Source organism: Nostocoides vanveenii, assembly GCF_039531165.1.
GTDB classification, from domain to species: Bacteria; Actinomycetota; Actinomycetes; order Actinomycetales; family Dermatophilaceae; genus Nostocoides_A; species Nostocoides_A vanveenii.
In genome coordinates this window covers 142,322-160,710 of sequence record NZ_BAAAPN010000003.1, presented here as the reverse complement: position 1 = coordinate 160,710, position 18,389 = coordinate 142,322, and the positions used below count along the sequence as shown (strand labels likewise).

Sequence of the window (18,389 nt, the reverse complement as noted above, 5' to 3'; positions counted from 1 at the left end):
AGCCTCGCCCGCAGCATGTCCGCTCCCCAGGACGCCGAGACGTATGCCGATGGGCCGGCCCCACGGCATACGGCTCGCACGCGACGACTTCACCTCGGTAAGGCGATTTCGCGCGCCCTGCTCGCAACCCTGGCGATCGTGCAGGTCTACCCGCTGGCGTGGATCTTCCTGACCGCGGTCCGCGACGAGCAGGACTTCGCGCGCAATGGCGCCTTTGGGTTGCCGGAAAGCTTCACGCTCGACAACTTCAGCCGGGCCTTCGCTCAGGGCGACCTGCTGCGCAATATCGTCAATTCCCTCGTGGTGACGCTCGGTTCGGCTGCCCTCATCGTGGTTTGCGGGATGATGGGCGCCTAGGCGATACAGGTGCTGGGCTTCCGCGGCAGCAAGCTGGTGCGCGGGCTGTTCCTGATCGGGATCATCGTCCCGGTGCAGGTGGCCCTGGTGCCGCTCTTCGTCGACTACGCCAAGGTGGGGCTGCTCGACACGCACGCCTCGATGATCATCCCGCTCGCCGGGTTCGCCCTGCCGATGTCGCTCTATCTGTTCATCAGCTTCTTCGAATACATCCCCCGCGAGCTGTATGACGCGGCCTCCATCGACGGGGCCGGCCCGATCGCGATCTTCACCCGGATCACCTTGCCGATGTCGGTCAACACGATCGTGACGGTGGTGATGATCAACGCCATCTTCATCTGGAACGACTTCGTCTTCGGCAACACCTTCGTGTTGTCCGAGGACCTCAAGACGGTGCCGCTGGGTCTGCAGAACTACATCGGCGCGATGGGCAAGACGGACTGGACGGCGACCTTCGCCGCGGTCTGTGTGACCGTGACACCCCTCCTGCTGGTCTTCCTCGCGTTGAACAAGGCGATGATGTACGGATTGGAGAGCGGTGCGACGAAGGGCTGACCACGTGAGCGACACACCCGATGGCCGGCTGCCGGGCGGCTCGGGACGGGTGACCATGCGAGAGGTGGCCGCCCTCGCGGGGGTGTCGACCGCCACCGTCTCGCACGTCATCAACGACAAGCAGGGTGTGCGCATCGGCCCCGATGCCCGGCGCCGGGTCCGCGAGGCGGTCGCCGAGCTGGGCTACCGGCCCAACCTGAGCGCCGCGGCGCTGGTCAAGGGCGAGTCGCGGTTCATCGGCCTGCTCGCCGACTCGATCGCGACCACGCCCTTCGCGGGCGCCGTGATCCGGGGCGCTCAGGACGAAGCGTGGCGTCTCGGTTGCAGCCTGCTGGTCGCCAACACCGAGGACAACGCCGCGGCCGAGGCACAGGCCTTGGAGATGATGCTCGATCACCAGGTCCAGGGCGTGCTCTATTCGACGTGGTACCACCGTGAGGTGGTCGTCCCAGCCGGGCTGTCCTCGGCGGATCACGTTCTCGTGAACTGCTTTTCATCGACCCCAGGGGTTCGGGCGGTCGTGCCGGACGAGGGGGGTGGCGGGCGCACGGCCACTCGGATCCTGCTCGACGCCGGGCACCGACGGATCGCCTTCCTCAACACGACGACGCCGTCACCTGCGCGCACGGGTCGGCTTGCCGGCTACCGCGAGGCACTCGCGGACGCCGGCGTGGCCTTCGACCCCGCGCTGGTGATCGACACCTCGCCCGAGCAGGAAGGCGGGTATGCCGCGGGGCTGGACCTGCCCGAGTTGGGTGTCACCGGCGTCTTCTGTCACAACGACCGGGTCGCCATGGGTGTCTACGACGCGCTTCGCGATCGCGGCTTGCGCGTCCCCGATGACGTCTCGGTTGTCGGCTTCGACAACCAGGAGGTCATCGCGGCCCACTTGCGGCCGCCGCTGTCGACCGTGGCCCTGCCGCACTACGAATTGGGCGTGCTGGGCGTGCGCCTGCTGATGGGCCTCGGCCCCGCCGAGGGGCCCGACCCGAGCGGTGATGTCCGGGGCGCCGCATCGTCAGCGGGCCCGGTGGCCACGGACCGTGACGGGATCGTCTCGGTGATCTGCCCGGCGGTGCCGCGGTCATCGGTGGCGGCGCCGCCGGCATACGTCCTCGCAGCTGCGCAGCCCTGACCCCCTGGCCTGAGGACGGGCAGGCGAGCCGCGTCAGGAGACGAGAGCCGCCACCACGACCAGTGGCAGCGAGACGAGCGAGGCGATCGAGGTCACCGTGGTCATTGTCTTGAGGCCGCCACGTGTGGACAGGCCGAGCAACGACGTGAACATCCAGAAGAAGTTGCTGTTGACCTGCAGCGCAAACAGCGAACCCGAGGCGATCGCTAGGCCGACGACCACGGGCGCGACGGGGATCGACCCGAGGATGGGCGCGATGATGCCGGCGGCCGTGATCGCGGCGACGGACACCGAACCGATGGCCAGGTGCAGCACCGCGGCGATGAACCAGGCGAGCAGCAGGCTCAAGACGATGGGGGCACCGGCGTTCACCGAGAAGAGCCCGCCGAGGAGTTTCGCTAGGCCGGTGGCCTTGATCACCGCACCGAGGGAGCCACCGACACCGGTGACGAGCAGGATCTCGCCGGTGGTGTGCAGCCCGTCGCTGAAGGCGTCGGCGCTCGCCGTCGTGCCGACGAAGCGGCGGGCAATGGCATACGCCCCGAGCAGGCCGAGGAAAAGCGCGACATTCGCATTGCCGATGAAGGCGATGAACGCATTCGACTTGCCGGCGAGGTCGGCGAAGGCGCCGAAGGCGATCATCAGCAAGGGCACGATGATCGGAGAGATCGCGAGCAGCAGGGAGGGCCGCCGGCCGCCGTCCCGGACCTCCCCGGCGGCTTCCTCCTCGGCGAGGGCCTCCGACTCCTCTTCGTCCTTGGTCGCGTCCCACCAGCCCAGGGCCAGCATCCGGCGGAAGATCCAGACGGTGATCAGCGCGGTCAACGGGCCGATCACGATGCCGTAGATCAGGTAGGTCCCGAGCGGGACCTTCAGCAGACCGGCAATCGAGATGGCGGCCAGGCCAGGGATGACGAAAACGTAGCCGCAGAAGATGCCGGTCCCGAGGGCGCCGGACAGCCAGGCGAGGCCGTCCTTGCTGATGAACTTCGAGGACGAGCGGGCCACGGGAGCGGCGAGCACAACCTGGACATCGACATAGATCGACGGGGCGATGGTTGCGAGCGCCATCGCGAGGGCATAAGGCAGCCGGTTGGCGGGAACGACCCGCACGAGCGCCTCGACCATCACCTTGAAGGCGCCAAGGCGATGCAGCAAGGCGCCCATGAGCACCCCGAAGCCGATCAATAATCCGATCTTGGCCATGATGTCGCCGAAGCCCGAGGTGATCGCGTCGACGGTCTTCTCGAAGCCGATGCCGGATGCCAGGCCCAGATAGAGGCAGCCGAGCACCAGCGCGATGATGGGATCCACTTTGGCCCGGATGATCAACAAGATGATGGCCGCTATCGCGATCGTGGTGTGTAGCGCGATCATCAGAACTCCCCTTCGCGTGCGCCGCCGAGCCTCGGTAGCCACAGTCTGCCGAAGTTGCCCGCGTCACCGCGTCCTCGACGCTCTACCTCTTGGTAAGAATCAGCCCCGGTCCAGCACCTCGACGGCGAGGATCGTCGGGAGGTGCCGGGCGATCTCGGTCCACGTCTGGCCCTCGTCGCGGCTGGCGAAGACCGACCCCGAGTTGGTCCCGAAGTAGACCCCGGCGGGCGTGCGCCTGTCGCCCGCCATCCCCTGCCGCAGCACCGTGAAGAAGCAGGCCTCCTGCGGCAGGCCGGCGCGCTGGTCTTGCCAGGTAGCGCCGCCGTCGACTGAGCGCCAGACCGCCGCGGCCGCGTCGGGCGGGAACCGCCCCGCCGAGTCGCCATTGAGCGGCAGGGTCCAGATCGTCTGCGGATCGCGCGGATGCACCAGGAGTGGGAAACCGAAGGTGGATGGCAGACCGGACCCGATCTCGGTCCACGTCTCGCCCGCGTCGCCGGATCGCCACGTGCCGTAATGGTTTTGCTGATAGAGCGTGCCGTCCGCGGCCCGTTCGATGTGGTGGACGCAGTGCCCGACCTGACCACCGCTCGGCGCCGCCGGGTGCCCCGGATCGCCGTATGCCGTGGGGTCGGCCAGGTCGTTGCGCCGCTCCCACGTCACACCCCCGTCCGTCGAGGCGAAGACGCCCGCGGAGGAGATGCCGATCCAGATCCGGTCCGGGTCGACGGGGTCGCTGGTGATCGTGTGCAGCACCAGCCCCGCCGCCCCCGGCGCCCAGTCCGGGCGCGAGGGGTGATCGCTTAGTCCCTTGACCTCCGACCAACTGCGCCCGTCGTCATCGCTGACCAGCAGGACGGCCGGCTTGGTGCCGGCAAAGACTCGCTCGCCGACGCGCGCCAAGGACCAGATCTGGCTGAACCGCGTCCCAAAGGGCAGCGCGTCCTCGGACCAGCCGATCTGCTCGGCGAATGCGGGGTCGCCGGCAGCCCACTCGTCGAGTTGACCGGACGTGAGTCGGCATACGTCCCAGGTTGCTCCGTCGTCGGCCGAGCGCCAGACCCCCGCACCGGTCCAGTCGCCCCCACCGCCGGCCCAGATCGTGCCGGTCGCGGGATCGCCGACGATGTGGTTGATCGGCCAGCCGTCGCAGAACGGCCCGCGCACGCGCCAGGTCGCGCGGTCGGCGTCCCCGTCCAGCAGGAAGGCACCCTTGGTGGTGCCCACCAGAATGCGCGCGGCGGCCCCGGTCACGAGTGCTCCTGCGGGAGTCCGTCGGCCGCGGCCGCGACGGCAGCCAGGTCGATCCGGCTCATCTGCAGCATGGCCGCGGTCGCCCGCGCCGCGCGTTCTGGGTCGGGGTCCGCGGTGTAGTCGCCCAGCGCGCGCGGGTAGACCTGCCAGGAGAGCCCGAACTTGTCCTTGAGCCAGCCGCACTGGGACGGCTGTCCACCATCGGCCAGCAGCGCCTCCCAATAGCGGTCGGACTCGGCCTGGTCGGCGCACGGTAGGGCGAAGGAGACGGCCTCGCTGAAGGTGAACATCGGCCCGCCGTTGATGCCGGTGAAGGGCTGGCCGTCGAGTTCGAAATCGACCGTCACCGCTTGGCCTTCGGGCCCTGGGCCGGCCGCGGTGTAGCGGGCAATATTCGTGATGCGCGAGCCCGGGAAGATCGCGACATAGAACTGCGCCGCCTGTTCCGCATTGTCGTCGAACCACAGGTTGGGCGTGATCTGGACCATCCTGCGACGCTACCCCCGGCGGCGCCCGGAGCGGCGGGTGACGCGGGGTGAAAGGTGCGCAACCGTCATACGCGAATGGGTCGACTTCCGTATGCCGTGCGCACGGCTCCCCCGGCCGGCCACCGGTCTCCGTAGCCGCTGCGTGTTCCCGCGGGTAGCTCATCGGGCATAGGAAAGACCATGCCCAGCAACCCATTGTTAGTGAAAGGCATCCTGATGACCGCTCGTCGTTCCGCCACCGCCATCACCTTCGCCGGCGCCCTCACCGCCGCCCTTGCCTATGCCCCCGCCGCATCCGCCACCGCTATCGAGGTCCCCGTGGTCGCGACGTGCACCAAGGGATCCACGATCGCGCTGACCGCGAGCGCCTCGGGCGGCTCCATCGCCATCACGGTCGGCGTGGACGGGTCCGGCGCCTACCACCCGTGGGCCGTCGGGGTCGCCGACAACCTCACCGGCGTGTATGCCGGGGTGCGCGTTTCGAACACCGCGGGCGATGTCGCGGTCAGCCGAGGCACGGCCGACCAGAGTGGCACCGACAATGTCGGCGCGTCCGCCATCGACCTGCGCACCGGCGAGGTGTGCGTGGCCACCCTCCCGGTCGCCGGCTGATCCGAACCTGGGCGGCGCGAATGCCCGGCATCGCGCCGCCTAGGCCGCGTCCCGCCGAAACACAGGTGAGCCCGGGCTCGCGGGAGTGCGAGACTGCCGAGCGTGAGCGCGACGATCCAAGTCCGCGGGGTGGGCGCATCCTTCGGTGACCGGGAGCTTTTCTCCGGGCTCGACCTGATCGTCGCCCCCGGGGATGTCATCGGGTTGGTCGGGCCCAATGGCGCCGGAAAGTCGACCCTGCTGCGCATCCTCGCAGGGGTGCGCGCGCCGGACCGCGGCACCCTCAGCCGCTCTCCTCGGCACGCGCGCCTCGGGCTGTTGACGCAGGTGCCCGACGCCCGCACCGGCGAGACCATCCGAGCGCAACTGTTGCGCCGCACCGGCGTCGGGCCCGCGAGCACCGCCATGGAGGCTGCGGCCGACGCGCTGGCTTCGGGGTCGGCGGGCGCTGACAATGCCTATGCCGACGCGTTGGAAACCTGGCTCGCCCTCGGCGGCGGTGACCTGGACGAGCGCCTGGAGATCGTCGCCGCGCAGCTCGGGCTCGCGATCGATCTCGACCGCTTCGCCGACACGCTCTCCGGCGGGCAAGCTGCGCGCGTCTCACTGGCTGGCCTGCTGCTCTCGCGGTATGACGCCTACTTCCTGGACGAGCCGACCAACGACCTCGACGCCGCCGGCCTGGACCTGCTCGAGGACTTCGTCGCCGGGCTGGATGCCCCCTGTGTCGTGGTCAGCCATGACCGGGAGTTTCTCTCGCGGACCGTCACCGCCGTGGTCGAGATCGACCGGTCGCTGCTGACCGTCGCGACCTATGGCGGGACGTATGACGCCTATCTCCAGGAGCGTTCGATCGCCCGGCGCCGGGCTCGGGAGAGTTTCGAGGAGTATTCGGCACGTCGGGCCGCGCTTGCGGACCGCGCCCGACGGCAGCGCGCCTGGATGGACAAGGGCACGCGAAATGCGTTGCGCAAGAAGAAGTCTGGCTCGGAGCGGGACAAGTTCATCCGTGCCCACGCTGTCGCGACCTCGGAGAAGCAGGCCGCGAAGGCGCGCCAGACCGAGCGGATGATCGAGCGCCTGGAGGTCGTGGAAGAGCCGCGCAAGGAGTGGGAGCTACAGTTCACGATCGCCTCGGCCGGCCGGTCCGGCGATATCGTCGCGGTCGCCTCCGGTGCCGTCGTCGAGCGGGGTGCCTTCCGTCTCGGCCCGGTCGATGTCCAGCTCGATCTTGGTGACCGGGTCGCGATCACCGGCCCCAATGGGTCGGGCAAGACCACCCTGCTTGGGCTGCTGCTCGGCCGCATCGCGCCGGCCGCCGGGAGTGCTGGCCTGCGGTCGTCGGTCGTCGTCGGCGAGGTCGACCAGGCCCGGGCGAGCTTCGAGTCGGAGCTGACCCTCGTGCGGGCCTTCGAGGAGGAGATGCCGGACTGGTCGCACGCCGATGTGCGCACCCTCCTGGCGAAGTTCGGGCTGCGAGCCGATCACATTGCGCGCCAGGCGAACTCGCTCTCACCGGGCGAGCGGACCCGGGCCGCGCTGGCCCTGCTGCAGGCCCGCGGCGTCAACCTGCTCGTCCTGGACGAGCCGACCAATCATCTCGACCTGCCGGCCATCGAGCAGTTGGAGCAGGCGATCGACGCCTTCGACGGCACCGTCCTGCTGGTCACCCACGACCGCCGGATGCTGGCCACCGTCCGCCTGACCCGCCGTTGGGAGGTCGACGCCGGCCAGGTCCGCGAGATCGCCCCCTGACCCTGCCCCTGGCTTGCCGTCTCGACGTGATCAGGGCCCGCACGTCGACCGCCGGGAGCCGCGCCCCGAGGGGCACGCCGGCGAGTCGCGCGAAGTCCTCGTCGACCACCGGGTCGCTTAGATCGCCTTGGCGCAGCAGCAAGTTCACGTCGAGAAGGACGTGGGCCGCGGGGTCGGCCAGGAAGCGCGAACGGTGCGGTTCGAACGCGCAGTCGGCCGCGGCATACGTCCGTTGACGGCTGGTGGCAACCATCCGCGTGCGCACGCGGGCAACCGACTCCCCCACCCAGTGCCCGTATGCCGTGTGGTTGCCGACCACCGCCGCCTCGACAGTCCCGGGGAGACCGGAGAGCCACTCCAGCCCGACCCATCCCTGCGCCACGCTCGCCGCGACGACCTCGTCCCACGGTGTCTGCGCCGCGACGGTGACGCCGACCGCGCCGCAGAAGGAGAGATCGTCGGCCCCGCAACCGGCGGCATCGACGGCGATCCAGGGGCCGGCCTCGACATCGGTCATCTCTCGACTATCGCACCGCAGCCGCCCGGGTGTGGGCGTCGCCGCCTACCCTGTCGGGCATGGAGCGCGACGATCTGATCCGGCTGCGGCAGGCCCGCGACCGGATGGATCGCGCGTTCGCCGAGCCGCTGGATGTCCCCGCCCTGGCCCGGGATGCCCTGATGTCGGTCGGGCACTTCCAGCGCAGCTTCAAGGAGGCCTTCGGCGAGACGCCGCATGCTCACCTGATGACGCGCCGGGTCGAACGCGCAGCGGCGCTGTTGCGCAACACCGATCACAGCGTGACGGACGTCTGCATGGCCGTCGGCTGCACCTCGCTCGGCTCGTTCAGCGCGCGGTTCACCGAGTTGATGGGCGAGACACCGAGCGCCTATCGCGCGCGCTCGCACGAGGAGCTGCGCGGCATACCGGGGTGCATCGCCAAGCAGATCACCCGCCCCGTCCGGGTCACGCCGAAGCGATCACTTTCGGAGAAGCGCGCCTGACGGAGCGGCCCCAATGTCGTTGTCATGACCACACCAAGCGCAGTCAGCACCCTGTCCGTCGCCAACGTCTTCGTCTTCACCGATGACCACGAAAAGTCCCTGGCCTTCTACCGAGACACCCTCGGCTTCACTGTCGCCACCGACGTCAGCAATGGCGGCTTCCGCTGGTGCACCCTGAAAACGCCGACCCAGCCGGAGCTCGAGATCGTCCTGCAGAACACCGGCATCTACCCCGGCATGAGCGAGGCGGACCAGGCCGCGATGGCGGACCTGCTCGCCAAGGGCATGCTCGGCGCCCTGATCTTCGGCACCGACGACGTGGATGGAGTCTTCGAGCGCGTCGCCGCGAGCGGCGCGGAAGTGCTGCAGGAGCCGGCCGATCAGTTCTATGGCGTGCGCGACTGCGCCTTCCGCGACCCGGCCGGCAACATGATCCGCTTCAAGAAGGATCTCGCGAGCGGACCCGACACCACCGGCTGGACCGATCACGCCGCATCCGCCGACAACTGATCAGGACGTATGCCGTGTGCCGCCCCGGCTGGGATCGTCCCCTTCCCCCGCTTCCGCCCGCCGCCCAGGCTGGCCCCGACTCTAGGGTTGGTGACGTGACCACTGTGCGCTGGGGTATCGCCGGGCCGGGCCGGATGGCGGCCGTCATGACCGAGGCTTTCGCCGAGGTGCCCCAGGGCGAGGTGGTCGCCGTGGGGTCCCGCTCGTTGGATCGTGCCCAGGCGATCGCCGCGGAGCACGGCATACCGCGGGCCCACGGGTCCTACGACGCACTTGTCACCGACCCCGAGATCGACGCGATTTACGTCGCGACGCCGCACCCGCAGCATACGGAGATCGCGCTCGCGGCGATCGCGGCCGGCAAGCCGATACTCGTTGAGAAGGCCTTCACCGCGACCCTCGCCGACACCGAGCGCGTTGTCGAATCCGCGCGCGCCGCAGGGGTTTTCGCGATGGAGGCGATGTGGACGCGCTTCAACCCGGCGATCGCGCACGCCCGCCGGATCATCGCCGACGGCGAAATCGGCGCGCTGCGCGGGGTCCAGGGCGACCTGACCGCCTTCCGGCCTTTCGACCCCGACGACCGGCTCTTCGACCCGGCGCTGGGCGGTGGTGCGGTGCTCGACCTCGGGGTCTATGTGCTTTCCTTCGCCCAGCATTTCCTCGGCACACCCGATGTCGTCCACGCCGTCGGCGGGAGTTTCCCGACCGGCGTCGAGGGCAAGTTCGGCGTCCTCCTCGGCTACCGCGACGGCCGGTCGGCGACGCTGTCGGGCGGGTTCACGGCATACGGGCCGGGGCGGATGATGCTGCTCGGGACTCAGGGGTGGATCGACGTCCATTCGCGCTTCCACCGCTCCCCGTCATTGACCGTGTGGCGCGGCAAGACGCCCGAGCACCTGACCTTTCCCGGTGGCTATCAGTACGAGATCGCGCACGTCGGCGAGTGCCTGGCGGCCGGCCGCACGGAGAGTCCGGTCATGCCGCTGGACGACACGATCGCCGTGCAGCGGCTGATGGCTGACGTGCTCGGCCAGGTCCGCGCCTACGCGGCGGGGTGAGCTCTACAAGGCGATGTACTGACGTCCGTCGATCATCTCGCGGACGGCGTCGAGGTGGCCCGGCGTGCGTCGCGGTCTCGGCGATCACGTGCACGATCACGGCCCGCAGGTCGGGAAAGGCCAGCCCCGCCTGCTCCCACCAGGACTCGGGCCGAGCGGGCGGTATGTCCAGCGCGGTGGCGGCGATGAACGCATCGGACGCGGCGCAGGCCGCGCGATAGGCCGCGATCACGTCTGCCGCAGCCTCCTCAGGTCCGACGACCCAGTCGGCGTTCTCGCCGTCCGGCCAGAAATCCAGTTCACCGCCGCTCGCAACGCTCTCGAACCAGTAGCGCTCGTCCGACAGCGTCAGGTGCCGGACCAGGCCCAGGCAGCTCCAGCCGGACGGCAGCACCGGCCGGCGCAACTGCTCGTCGTCGAGGCCGTCGAGTTGGGCGAGAATGGCGGCGCGCGCCGCCGAGGGCTCGGCGCAGGATCTCGCGATCGGGCTCGGCGGGTGTGGATGCCTTGGTCACGGGTCCCCCTTCGGTCGTGGGCCTCCACCGTACGCAGGGGGCAGCGAGCGTGCGCGGCCTCGCCCGACGCGGCCCGTGCTCGCCCGCATCGCTCTACCCTGGCCGTATGCCGCAGCGCGCCCCGCATCCCGCCCTTCGCGGGCTGGTGCGCGCCTACGACGGGTATGACGAGTCGGTGCCGGAGGGCGCCGTGCACCACGGCATACCGTCCACGACGGCGACCGTGATCCTCGCCTTCGGCAAGCCGCTGGATGTCGGCTGGCTCGCGACGCCGCGCCGATCGGACACCTTCTGGGCGCTGGCGTCGGGCCTCCACGATGCGCCGGCACTCGTGCATGCGCACGGGCGGCTGCACGGCATCCAACTGGCGCTCAGCCCTGCCGGCGTGCGTCGTCTGCTGGGGCTGCCCATGGGTGGGCTCGGTGCCTTCAGCCTCGTCGAACACGGCGAGCTCCCGCTGGGCCTGCGGGCCGACGACGTCGAGCGGTTGGCGGCCGCACCGACCTGGGCGGCGCGCTTCGATGCCCTCGATGCCGCCTTGTTGAGCGCACTGGCACAGCCAGGCGGGCACGAGCCGCGGCCCGAGGTCGGCCGGGCCTGGCAGTTGCTGCGGGCCAGTCGCGGACGACTGGGAGTGCGCGAGTTGGCCGGGCGGGTCGGCATGAGTGAGCGTCATCTCGGCAGTTGCTTCCGTGCCGAGTTCGGGCTGAGCCCCAAGCGGGTCGCCCGCTTGCGTCGCTTCGAACACGCCGATGCTTTGCGCCGCAGGGGAATCCGACTGTCCGACGTCGCCACCGAGGCGGGTTATGCCGATCAGTCACACCTGACTCGCGACTGGCGTGCGCTGACCGGCCATCCCCCGACGGACTCCGCGGACTTCCGATTTGTTCAAGAATCCCCGCATCCGACCGGGCAGGGTTGAGTTATGACGACAACGCTCTTCCACACCCTGACCTTTCGCGACGCCGACGCAGCGGTCGCCTTTCTCGAGGCCGTCGGCTTCACCCGGCGAGCCCTCATGACCAGCGCACCGGGAGTCGTCGACCACGCCGAATACGCCTGGGGGGACCGGGGCGGGATCATGTTCGGCTCCGCGGGGCGCCGCACCGCGGACGATGAGCACCTGGAGCTCCCCGGCACCTCGTCCTGCTACTGCGTCGTCGAGACCGACGAGGAGGTCGACGCCGTCTATGACCGCGCGCTCGCTGCCGGCGGCACCAGCGTTCAGGCACCCATGGACCCCGACTACGGCGGCCGCACGTGCACCGTGCGCGACGCCGAGGGCAACCAGTGGAGCTTCGGCTCCTACCCCGGCCAGGCGTGACCGCGGGCGCCAGGCATTTTCCCCTCACGTCGAGTGGCCGGTTCAGCCCTGTCGAGTGGGGGGGTCGCGGCGCTCAGAGTAGGCCGTGCTCGCGGGCGACGGCGACCGCCGCGGTCCGGCTGGGAGCGCCGAGCTTGTCGTAGACATGGGCCAGGTGGGTCTTGACCGTCGCCTCGCTGACAAAAAGGCGGCGCGCGACCTCCCGATTGGTCAAGCCGAGGGCGATCAACTGAAGCACGTCCAGTTCGCGCTCGCTCAGGGCCCGAGGGGCGCTGCGCTGGGTGGCGACGACCCGCGCCTCCTGCGCCGCTGATAGGACGGTCTCGCCCGCGGCTGCCAGTTCGACGGCCCGGACGATCTGTGCCGGCGCGGCGTCCTTGAGCAGATAGCCCGCGGCCCCGGCCTCGATCGCGCGCACGATGTCGGTGTCGTGGTCGTAGGTCGTCAGGATGACCACGGCCGGCCCGCCCGGCCGCTGCAGGGCACGGGCGACCCCGACGCCGTCCATCCCGTCGCCCAGGCGCAAATCGCACAGCACAACGTCGGGGGCGAGCGCACCGGCGAGTTTCCGGGCCGTCGCCCCGTCTGCGGCCTCACCCACCACGTCGATGCCCGGCTGCCCGTCGAGCAGCGTCCGCAGCCCCGAGCGCACGATCGGATGATCGTCGACGACCAGCACCCGCGTCACCGCGCGACCTCCGGTTGGGCGCGCCGCACCGGCAGGTATGCCGATACCGCCGTCCCGTCGCCGGGTGCCGATTCGATCGTCAATCCGCCACCGAGCTCGCGCAGCCGCGCGGTCGTGGATGCCAGCCCGTAGCCGCCCCGCGCGTAGTCCACCCGCGTGGCCCCAGGCCGGTCGCCGGACGCCGCGCCGGCCGACGCGGAAGCCTCAGCCGCGAGTTGCCCGGGGTCGAAACCGACACCGTCGTCGACGACATCGAGCCGGACCTGATCGCCGGCACCGGTGAGCGAGACAACGACCCGCGCGGCCCGGGCATGAGTGCGGACGTTCGCCAACGCCCCCTGGGCGCTACGCAGAAGCACGACCTCTTCGCCAGTGTCGAGCAGCGGCAGGTCGGGGTCGACCCGGACGTCGGTGTCGATACCGGTGTCGGCCGCGAGGTCGGCGACGATCCGCCGCAGGGCGGCCGCAAGGCCGTTGTCCTGCAAGGATTCCGGCGCGAGCGCGCCCACGACGCGGCGCGCTTCCGCCAGGTTGCCGGCCGCTGTCTCCTCGATCCGGTCCAGCAGGTGCCGCAGGTGCACCTCGTCGCCGGCGACCGACGCCCCCCGCGCTAGCAGCAGGATGGACGAGAAACCCTGAGCGAGCGTGTCGTGGATCTCGCGGGAGAGCCGGGTCCGCTCGGCCTGCGCACCCGCATCGCGCTGGGCGGCCGCCAACTGCTCCTGCAGAGCGGCCGACTCGTCCTGGGCCCGGACGAGCGAGCGCACCAGTCGCGCGCGCTCGATGGACTCGCGTGCCAGCAGCACCTGCCCCCGTGAGAGCGCGAGCGCAAAGATGGCGCCGACCGTGGGACCGACGACACCTCCGACCGACCAGCCCTGGCCCGCGAGTACGGGCGCGCCGATCACGACGGCAAGCACGCCCGCGGCGAAGACCGCGGCACCGGCCAAGGGCAGGAGGTGCGCGGCCAGCAACCAGAGCGCAAAGCCCACCCAGATCAGGTGCGGCGACACCGCGACGCAGGCGATCCAGAGCACCGCCAGGATCAGCAGCCACCCGATCGCCGCGCGGGCCGGACCCGCCGCCCCGGGCTCGCTGGACGACGCGGCCGGGCGATGCTCGGCGCGGCGCGCGCCGACGGCATACCAGCAGGTCAGAACAGTGATGGCGACGACGAGCGTGACGCGGTTCGCAGTGGGCCAGGCGCGGGCCACGCCGATGGCGACGAGGGTGACGAAGAGTGTGTGCTGCAGTGTCGTCAGATTGCGCAATACGGCGATGGTGCGTTCACCGGCCACGTCCTGACTCACCCACCCGAGGCTACGCCGCCGGGACGAGGACGCCGGTGGACCGGTGGGCGCGGCGGTGCACCTGCCAGGCGCCGAGCAAGCCGGCGACCAGGAAAGCTGCCGAGACGAGGATGGCCAGGCGGGTCGCATCGGCGAAGCCCGCGGCCAGCGCGTCCGCGATCGCGGGTCCGGCGTCACCCCACGGGCCGCGTGCCCCCTGCGCGCGCAGCCCGGGGATGACGCCGCCGGCGCTCTGACTGGTCTGAGCCGCGAGCTCGGCCGCCTTGCCCGCCGGCAGACCGGCGATGGCCGCCAGCCGGTCGGGCAGCGTGTGCGCAAGCGCCACGGCGAGCGCTCCACCGGCCACCGCGGAGCCGAGTGCCGAGCCCACCTGCCGAACGGTGGACTGCGTCGCGGATGCCGAGCCGGAGCGGTCGGCCGGGATGTCGCCCAGCACGGTCGAGGTCAGCTGCGCCGACGCGAGCCCCAATCCCACCCCGTATGCCGTGAGCGTCGCCGCGATCAGCCACGACGAGGTGCCCCGGCCCAAGACGAGGGCGGTCGACAGCACCCCGACGAGCTCCAGGCTCAGGCCGATGAGCACGACCATGGTCGCGCTGAAGCGCTCCGCCAAGTGCCGTGCGCTCGCTCCGGCGAGGAAGGCACCACCGGCCATCGCGGCGAGCACCCAGCCGGCGCCCATGATGCTCAGCCCCAGGGCATTGACCAGGAAGAGTGGCATGACGAAGACCAGGGCGAATTCGCCGGCCGCCACGGTCAAGGCGGTGAGGTTGCCCCACGTGAAGGTCGGGAAGGTGAACAGGCTCAGGTCGAGGATCGCGTCCCGCTGCACCCGCGCCCGGTGCCGCTCCCAGACCACGAACAGCGCGATGAAGACGACGCCGACTAGGGCGGCCACCGGGACAGGTGAGACGGGCGCGGTCGCGGGCCACGTCATACCGGCAATCGTGAACTCCCGCAAGGGCTTCCACCAGCCTAGGTCGGTGCCCTCGATGAGGGCGAAGACCACCAGCGCCAGGCCGATGCCGCTGGTGAGCAGGCCGTCGGCGTCGAAGCCGCGGGCCTTGGTGGCGGACCGGGTCTCCGGGACCCAGAGCAACGTGCCCACCAGGACGAGCGCGCCGAGCGGCACATTGACCAGGAAGATCCAGCGCCAGTCGAAGCTGGTGGTCAGCCAGCCGCCGAGCAGCGGGCCCACCGCCGCCATACCGGCCATGACGGCGCCCCAGACGCCGAAGGCGACGGCGCGGTCCTTCCCTCGGAAGGTCGCGTTGACCGTGGACAAGGTGGCGGGCAACACCATCGCGCCACCCACGCCCTGGAGGGCGCGGCTCGCGATCAGGGCGCTTGCCGCGTCAGCGCGCGCCGCGGTGATCGACCCGGCGACGAAGACGAGGACACCGACAAGGAAGAGCCGGCGCCGCCCGAAGCGGTCCCCGAGCCGGCCAAAGGTCAGCAGCAGGGCGGCGAAGATCATCGAGTAGAGGCTGTTGACCCACTGCGCGTCGGTCAGGTCGAGGTGGAGATCGGTGATGATCCGCGGCAGGGCGACGCCGACGATGGTGCCGTCGAGGACGATCATCGACAGCCCGAGGGCGAGCGTGCCGAGCGCGAACCACTTGCGGTCGGCCGCGGTGCTCACGCGACGGTCACCCGTTCGGCGGACGGTTGGGCCGCGTCCTCGCGTCGTGCGCGCAGGCGCGCACCGATCGTCAAGAAGAGCAGGATCACTGCCGCCGTCAGGGCGATGTGCCCGAGCCCGGCGACGCCGGCGAGCGCCGGCAGGTCATAGGCGCGTCCGGTCACCTGCAGGGTGCCCTTGACCAACATCGTCCCGCTGGTGACCGCCAAGCCGGCGTTCCAGGTATGGAGGGCCCACCGGCCGCGGCGATCCGCGTCGAGGGCGAGGACCAGGTGGAGGGCGAGGACCGCGAGCAGCGTGACCATGCCCAAGACCAGGGTGTGCGTGTGCACGACCGCGAGCTGGGTGCGGCCGTCGAAGTCGCGCGAGTGGGTCAGCGTGCGATAGAAGAGGCCGCCGGCCAGTCCGATTCCGGCCCAGGTGGCGGCGCTGCGGTAGAGGTAACTCGTCATGCTTCGACGGTAGGTTCGGCAGCCTCACCGGGGCCACCGCCGGGCATCATCCCTTCGGCGGATGCGCCGCCGCGGCAAAAGTAGACTTCACCGGTGACCGACGCGCTCGTGGCCGCTCCTCTTCTCCTGGCGGTCGTTCTCCTGCTCGCTGCCCAGGCCAAGTGGAACAACCGGCCCTCCCTGGTGTCGGCCACGCGGCTGCTCCGGCTGCCGAGCGCCCTCGAAGGCCCGGTCCAGTGGCTGCCGCCGATCGAGGCCGTTCTCGGGGTCGCGCTCTTTGTCTTGCCGTGGGCCTCCGCGTTCACCGTCGTGGCCGCGCTCACGCTGGGGCTGATGCTCGCGTATACAGCGGTCGTCGCCCGCGGGCTGACCTTCAGCCCCCGGCCCTCCTGCGGGTGCTTCGGGACGATCGGTGCCCCGATCACCATCGACACGCTGGTTCGTAACGTCGTGCTCAGCGCACTCGCCCTGGCCGCCGTGGTCTGGGGCGCACGCGGGCACACGGTGCCGGGGACGCTGCTGCCGGGCAGCCGGGCGACGTGGACGTGGCTGGGTGCGTTGGCCGTGACCGCCGCGATCACCCGTTGGATCGTCGGCGAGCGACGGCCTCGAGTGCCCGCCTACGGCGCCCACGGACAGCCCGCGCCGGCAGCGACCGAGACGGCCGATCCGGATGACTATGTGCGCGAAACGATTCCGCCGCTGATGTTCCTCGACGGCAACCAGCCGGTCACCATGCGCGGCCTGGCCCTCGAGCGCGCCCAACTGCTCGTCTTCATCACCTGCGGGTGCGGGCGCAGCCACGAGGCCATCGCCCTCGCCCGCAACTGGCGCGAGCGGATGCCGGCGATCGATGTCCGGGCGATCGCCTCGGTGCCGATGGACTTCGATCTGAGGGGCTTCGACTGGCCGCACGGATGGCTGCGCGACCCCGACGCCCAGGCGTGGAGCAGCCTCGGCGTGGCCGGCGACCCGGTGGCGCTGCTCGTCGGCGCGGACGGCATGCTCGCCGGTGGCCCGGTCGCGGGGGTGGCCGAGCTGACCGAGTTCGGCGAGGAGATCGCTGCCGCCCTCGCGGACGCGCCCGCACCCGAGCCTGATCCCGCGTCAGCGGTCGTGCGCGGCGAGTTGGCTTGACGGCCGACTGGGCCGAGCTGGCCGGGCGCAGCCTGGCGCGGCAGTTCCCCGCGGCCGGCCGGGACGGGACCTGCCGGCAGCGGACCCTCGACGAGGTCGTCGAGGCGATCTCCGCGATCGGCCCGATCCAGTCCCAGACCGCACGCTCGCCGTTCCTCGCCCTCGCCGCCCGCCTACCCGGGGCGGATCACGAAACTCTCACTGCGGCATACGAATCCATCATGATTGTGCGCAGCAGCACGATCCGCGGCACCGTCCACACGAGCATCCCCGAGCATCATCGAGTCCTCGACGCGACAACCCGCATCGGGCAGCGCGCCTTGTGGGCGCGCACGCTACGTCTTGTCGACCGGACGTTGGAGGACGCCTGGGCCGGCACCGAGTCGTATGCCGCGACCAAATGGCGCACGCCCGCCGAGCTCCAGGCCCACCTCACCGGGTGGATCGCCAGCGAGGACCCGGAGGCGACACCGCGGCTGGCCGGGCCGGCCGGCCGCTACTTCTCCTTCGGCCACGGCGGACTGCTGCGACGTCCGCTCGCGGGCGCCTGGTCCGGTCAAGGCGCACCCGGATATCGCACGGCGGCAACGCTTCTCGGTGATGGCGAGGCTCGCCGCGCCCTCCAGGCCGACCCGGAGGCCATGGCCGATGCCGCACTCGACCTGCATCTGCGCGCACACGGGCCCAGCAGCCGCCATGACGTCGCCTGGTGGTCGGGCCTCGGGCTGCGCGCCGTCGACGCGGCGCTCGCCCGGCGCACTGATTTGGTGACCATGACGGGACCCGACGGGCGCGACTATCACGAGCCCGCCGGCATACGGGCCGAGGACGGGTGGGAGTCGTTGGTGCCCAACGGGATTCGCCTGTTGCCCGAGTTCGATGCGCTGTTGTGCGGCTACGACCCGCCCGCCCGCGCCCGCTTCGTCGATCCCGACAACTACCGCGTGCTGTGGATGCAGGACAACGGACAACTTCTCGCGCCACTGCTGATCGACGGCCGCCTCGGTGGCTTTTGGCGCTTGACCGGATCCGGGCGGCGGCGCGGGTTGGACGTGCGTTGGTTTGCCGGCAGGCGGCGACCGCACAAGGCGGAATTGGACGCGCCCGTGTCGGCGCTCGCGAGCGCCCTGGGTCTCCCGGTCACCGACGTGGCGATCGCCCGCCACTGAAACGGGTGGCGTCGGCGGGCAGTGTCTCGGTGACCAGACACTCCCC

At 70.7% G+C, this 18,389-nt stretch carries 19 protein-coding genes and 1 pseudogene; 11 read left to right on the top strand and 9 right to left on the bottom strand.

Features of this window, described 5'->3' with window-relative positions:
- Positions 1-15 precede the first annotated feature (15 nt).
- Both ABD209_RS01070 and ABD209_RS01065 read left to right on the top strand, forming a co-directional pair.
- Positions 16-912, top strand: a pseudogene (locus ABD209_RS01070) (carbohydrate ABC transporter permease).
- Between the two features lie 55 nt (positions 913-967).
- Positions 968-2,047 (top strand): LacI family DNA-binding transcriptional regulator, encoded by a 1,080-nt coding sequence (locus tag ABD209_RS01065; RefSeq protein ID WP_344060978.1) that lies wholly within the window; start codon positions 968-970, stop codon positions 2,045-2,047.
- Positions 2,048-2,080: 33 nt separating this feature from the next.
- On the opposite strand, the gene ABD209_RS01060 is transcribed toward ABD209_RS01065, so the two are convergent.
- From ABD209_RS01060 to ABD209_RS01050, 3 genes are all read right to left on the bottom strand, one after another.
- Entirely contained in the window at positions 2,081-3,424 is a 1,344-nt protein-coding gene (locus ABD209_RS01060; protein WP_344060869.1) for a GntP family permease, read from the bottom strand.
- A 99-nt stretch (positions 3,425-3,523) separates the two neighbouring features.
- Complete coding sequence (locus tag ABD209_RS01055; RefSeq protein WP_344060866.1) at positions 3,524-4,678, bottom strand: WD40/YVTN/BNR-like repeat-containing protein; 1,155 nt, start codon at positions 4,676-4,678, stop codon at positions 3,524-3,526.
- Positions 4,675-5,166: a VOC family protein gene (locus ABD209_RS01050; RefSeq protein WP_344060863.1), complete on the bottom strand. Its 492-nt coding sequence runs from the start codon at positions 5,164-5,166 to the stop codon at positions 4,675-4,677. Before ABD209_RS01050 ends, ABD209_RS01055 begins: the two co-directional genes overlap by 4 nt.
- A 180-nt stretch (positions 5,167-5,346) precedes the next feature.
- Between ABD209_RS01050 and ABD209_RS01045 the strand changes: the two genes are divergently transcribed.
- The gene (locus tag ABD209_RS01045; protein WP_344060860.1) at positions 5,347-5,778 is read left to right on the top strand and encodes a hypothetical protein; all 432 of its coding nucleotides are present in this window, start codon (positions 5,347-5,349) and stop codon (positions 5,776-5,778) included.
- A gap of 102 nt (positions 5,779-5,880) precedes the next feature.
- Positions 5,881-7,533 carry an ABC-F family ATP-binding cassette domain-containing protein gene (locus ABD209_RS01040; protein ID WP_344060857.1) on the top strand — a complete coding sequence of 551 codons (1,653 nt, stop codon included), beginning with the start codon at positions 5,881-5,883 and terminating at the stop codon, positions 7,531-7,533.
- On the opposite strand, the gene ABD209_RS01035 is transcribed toward ABD209_RS01040, so the two are convergent.
- Positions 7,445-8,050 (bottom strand): hypothetical protein, encoded by a 606-nt coding sequence (locus ABD209_RS01035; protein ID WP_344060854.1) that lies wholly within the window; start codon positions 8,048-8,050, stop codon positions 7,445-7,447. The two genes, ABD209_RS01040 and ABD209_RS01035, sit on opposite strands and share 89 nt — an antisense overlap.
- Before the next feature lie 59 nt (positions 8,051-8,109).
- On the opposite strand from ABD209_RS01035, the gene ABD209_RS01030 reads away from it, so the two are divergent.
- The 3 genes from ABD209_RS01030 to ABD209_RS01020 all read left to right on the top strand — a co-directional run bounded on the left by ABD209_RS01030 (position 8,110) and on the right by ABD209_RS01020 (position 10,106).
- On the top strand, positions 8,110-8,535 hold the full coding sequence (locus ABD209_RS01030; RefSeq protein WP_324387128.1) for a helix-turn-helix transcriptional regulator: 426 nt from the start codon (positions 8,110-8,112) through the stop codon (positions 8,533-8,535).
- 24 nt (positions 8,536-8,559) lie between these two features.
- Positions 8,560-9,045 (top strand): VOC family protein, encoded by a 486-nt coding sequence (locus ABD209_RS01025; protein WP_344060850.1) that lies wholly within the window; start codon positions 8,560-8,562, stop codon positions 9,043-9,045.
- Positions 9,046-9,140: 95 nt separating this feature from the next.
- On the top strand, positions 9,141-10,106 hold the full coding sequence (locus ABD209_RS01020) for a Gfo/Idh/MocA family protein (RefSeq protein ID WP_344060847.1): 966 nt from the start codon (positions 9,141-9,143) through the stop codon (positions 10,104-10,106).
- Here ABD209_RS01020 and ABD209_RS01015 read toward each other — a convergent pair.
- Entirely contained in the window at positions 10,024-10,512 is a 489-nt protein-coding gene (locus tag ABD209_RS01015; RefSeq protein ID WP_344060844.1) for a mycothiol transferase, read from the bottom strand. The genes ABD209_RS01020 and ABD209_RS01015 overlap by 83 nt on opposite strands.
- A gap of 215 nt (positions 10,513-10,727) precedes the next feature.
- On the opposite strand from ABD209_RS01015, the gene ABD209_RS01010 reads away from it, so the two are divergent.
- Both ABD209_RS01010 and ABD209_RS01005 read left to right on the top strand, forming a co-directional pair.
- Positions 10,728-11,543, top strand: a complete 816-nt coding sequence (locus ABD209_RS01010) for an AraC family transcriptional regulator (protein ID WP_344060841.1) — start codon at positions 10,728-10,730, stop codon at positions 11,541-11,543.
- 3 nt (positions 11,544-11,546) lie between these two features.
- Positions 11,547-11,945, top strand: a complete 399-nt coding sequence (locus ABD209_RS01005) for a VOC family protein (RefSeq protein WP_324387123.1) — start codon at positions 11,547-11,549, stop codon at positions 11,943-11,945.
- Positions 11,946-12,018: 73 nt separating this feature from the next.
- On the opposite strand, the gene ABD209_RS01000 is transcribed toward ABD209_RS01005, so the two are convergent.
- The 4 genes from ABD209_RS01000 to ABD209_RS00985 are packed head-to-tail and all read right to left on the bottom strand — an operon-like array spanning position 12,019 to position 16,037.
- Positions 12,019-12,633: a response regulator gene (locus ABD209_RS01000; RefSeq protein ID WP_344060832.1), complete on the bottom strand. Its 615-nt coding sequence runs from the start codon at positions 12,631-12,633 to the stop codon at positions 12,019-12,021.
- Entirely contained in the window at positions 12,630-13,943 is a 1,314-nt protein-coding gene (locus tag ABD209_RS00995; RefSeq protein WP_344060829.1) for a sensor histidine kinase, read from the bottom strand. The genes ABD209_RS01000 and ABD209_RS00995 overlap by 4 nt, the downstream gene beginning before the upstream one ends.
- Before the next feature lie 10 nt (positions 13,944-13,953).
- Positions 13,954-15,585, bottom strand: a complete 1,632-nt coding sequence (locus tag ABD209_RS00990) for a DHA2 family efflux MFS transporter permease subunit (protein ID WP_344060826.1) — start codon at positions 15,583-15,585, stop codon at positions 13,954-13,956.
- A complete protein-coding gene (locus tag ABD209_RS00985; protein WP_344060823.1) occupies positions 15,582-16,037 on the bottom strand; it encodes a DUF2871 family protein in 456 nt (151 codons plus the stop codon). The genes ABD209_RS00990 and ABD209_RS00985 overlap by 4 nt, the downstream gene beginning before the upstream one ends.
- Positions 16,038-16,130: 93 nt before the next feature.
- On the opposite strand from ABD209_RS00985, the gene ABD209_RS00980 reads away from it, so the two are divergent.
- A complete protein-coding gene (locus ABD209_RS00980; RefSeq protein ID WP_344060820.1) occupies positions 16,131-17,174 on the top strand; it encodes a MauE/DoxX family redox-associated membrane protein in 1,044 nt (347 codons plus the stop codon).
- The gene (locus tag ABD209_RS00975; RefSeq protein WP_344060817.1) at positions 17,171-18,343 is read left to right on the top strand and encodes a DNA glycosylase AlkZ-like family protein; all 1,173 of its coding nucleotides are present in this window, start codon (positions 17,171-17,173) and stop codon (positions 18,341-18,343) included. Before ABD209_RS00980 ends, ABD209_RS00975 begins: the two co-directional genes overlap by 4 nt.
- Positions 18,344-18,389 lie beyond the last annotated feature (46 nt).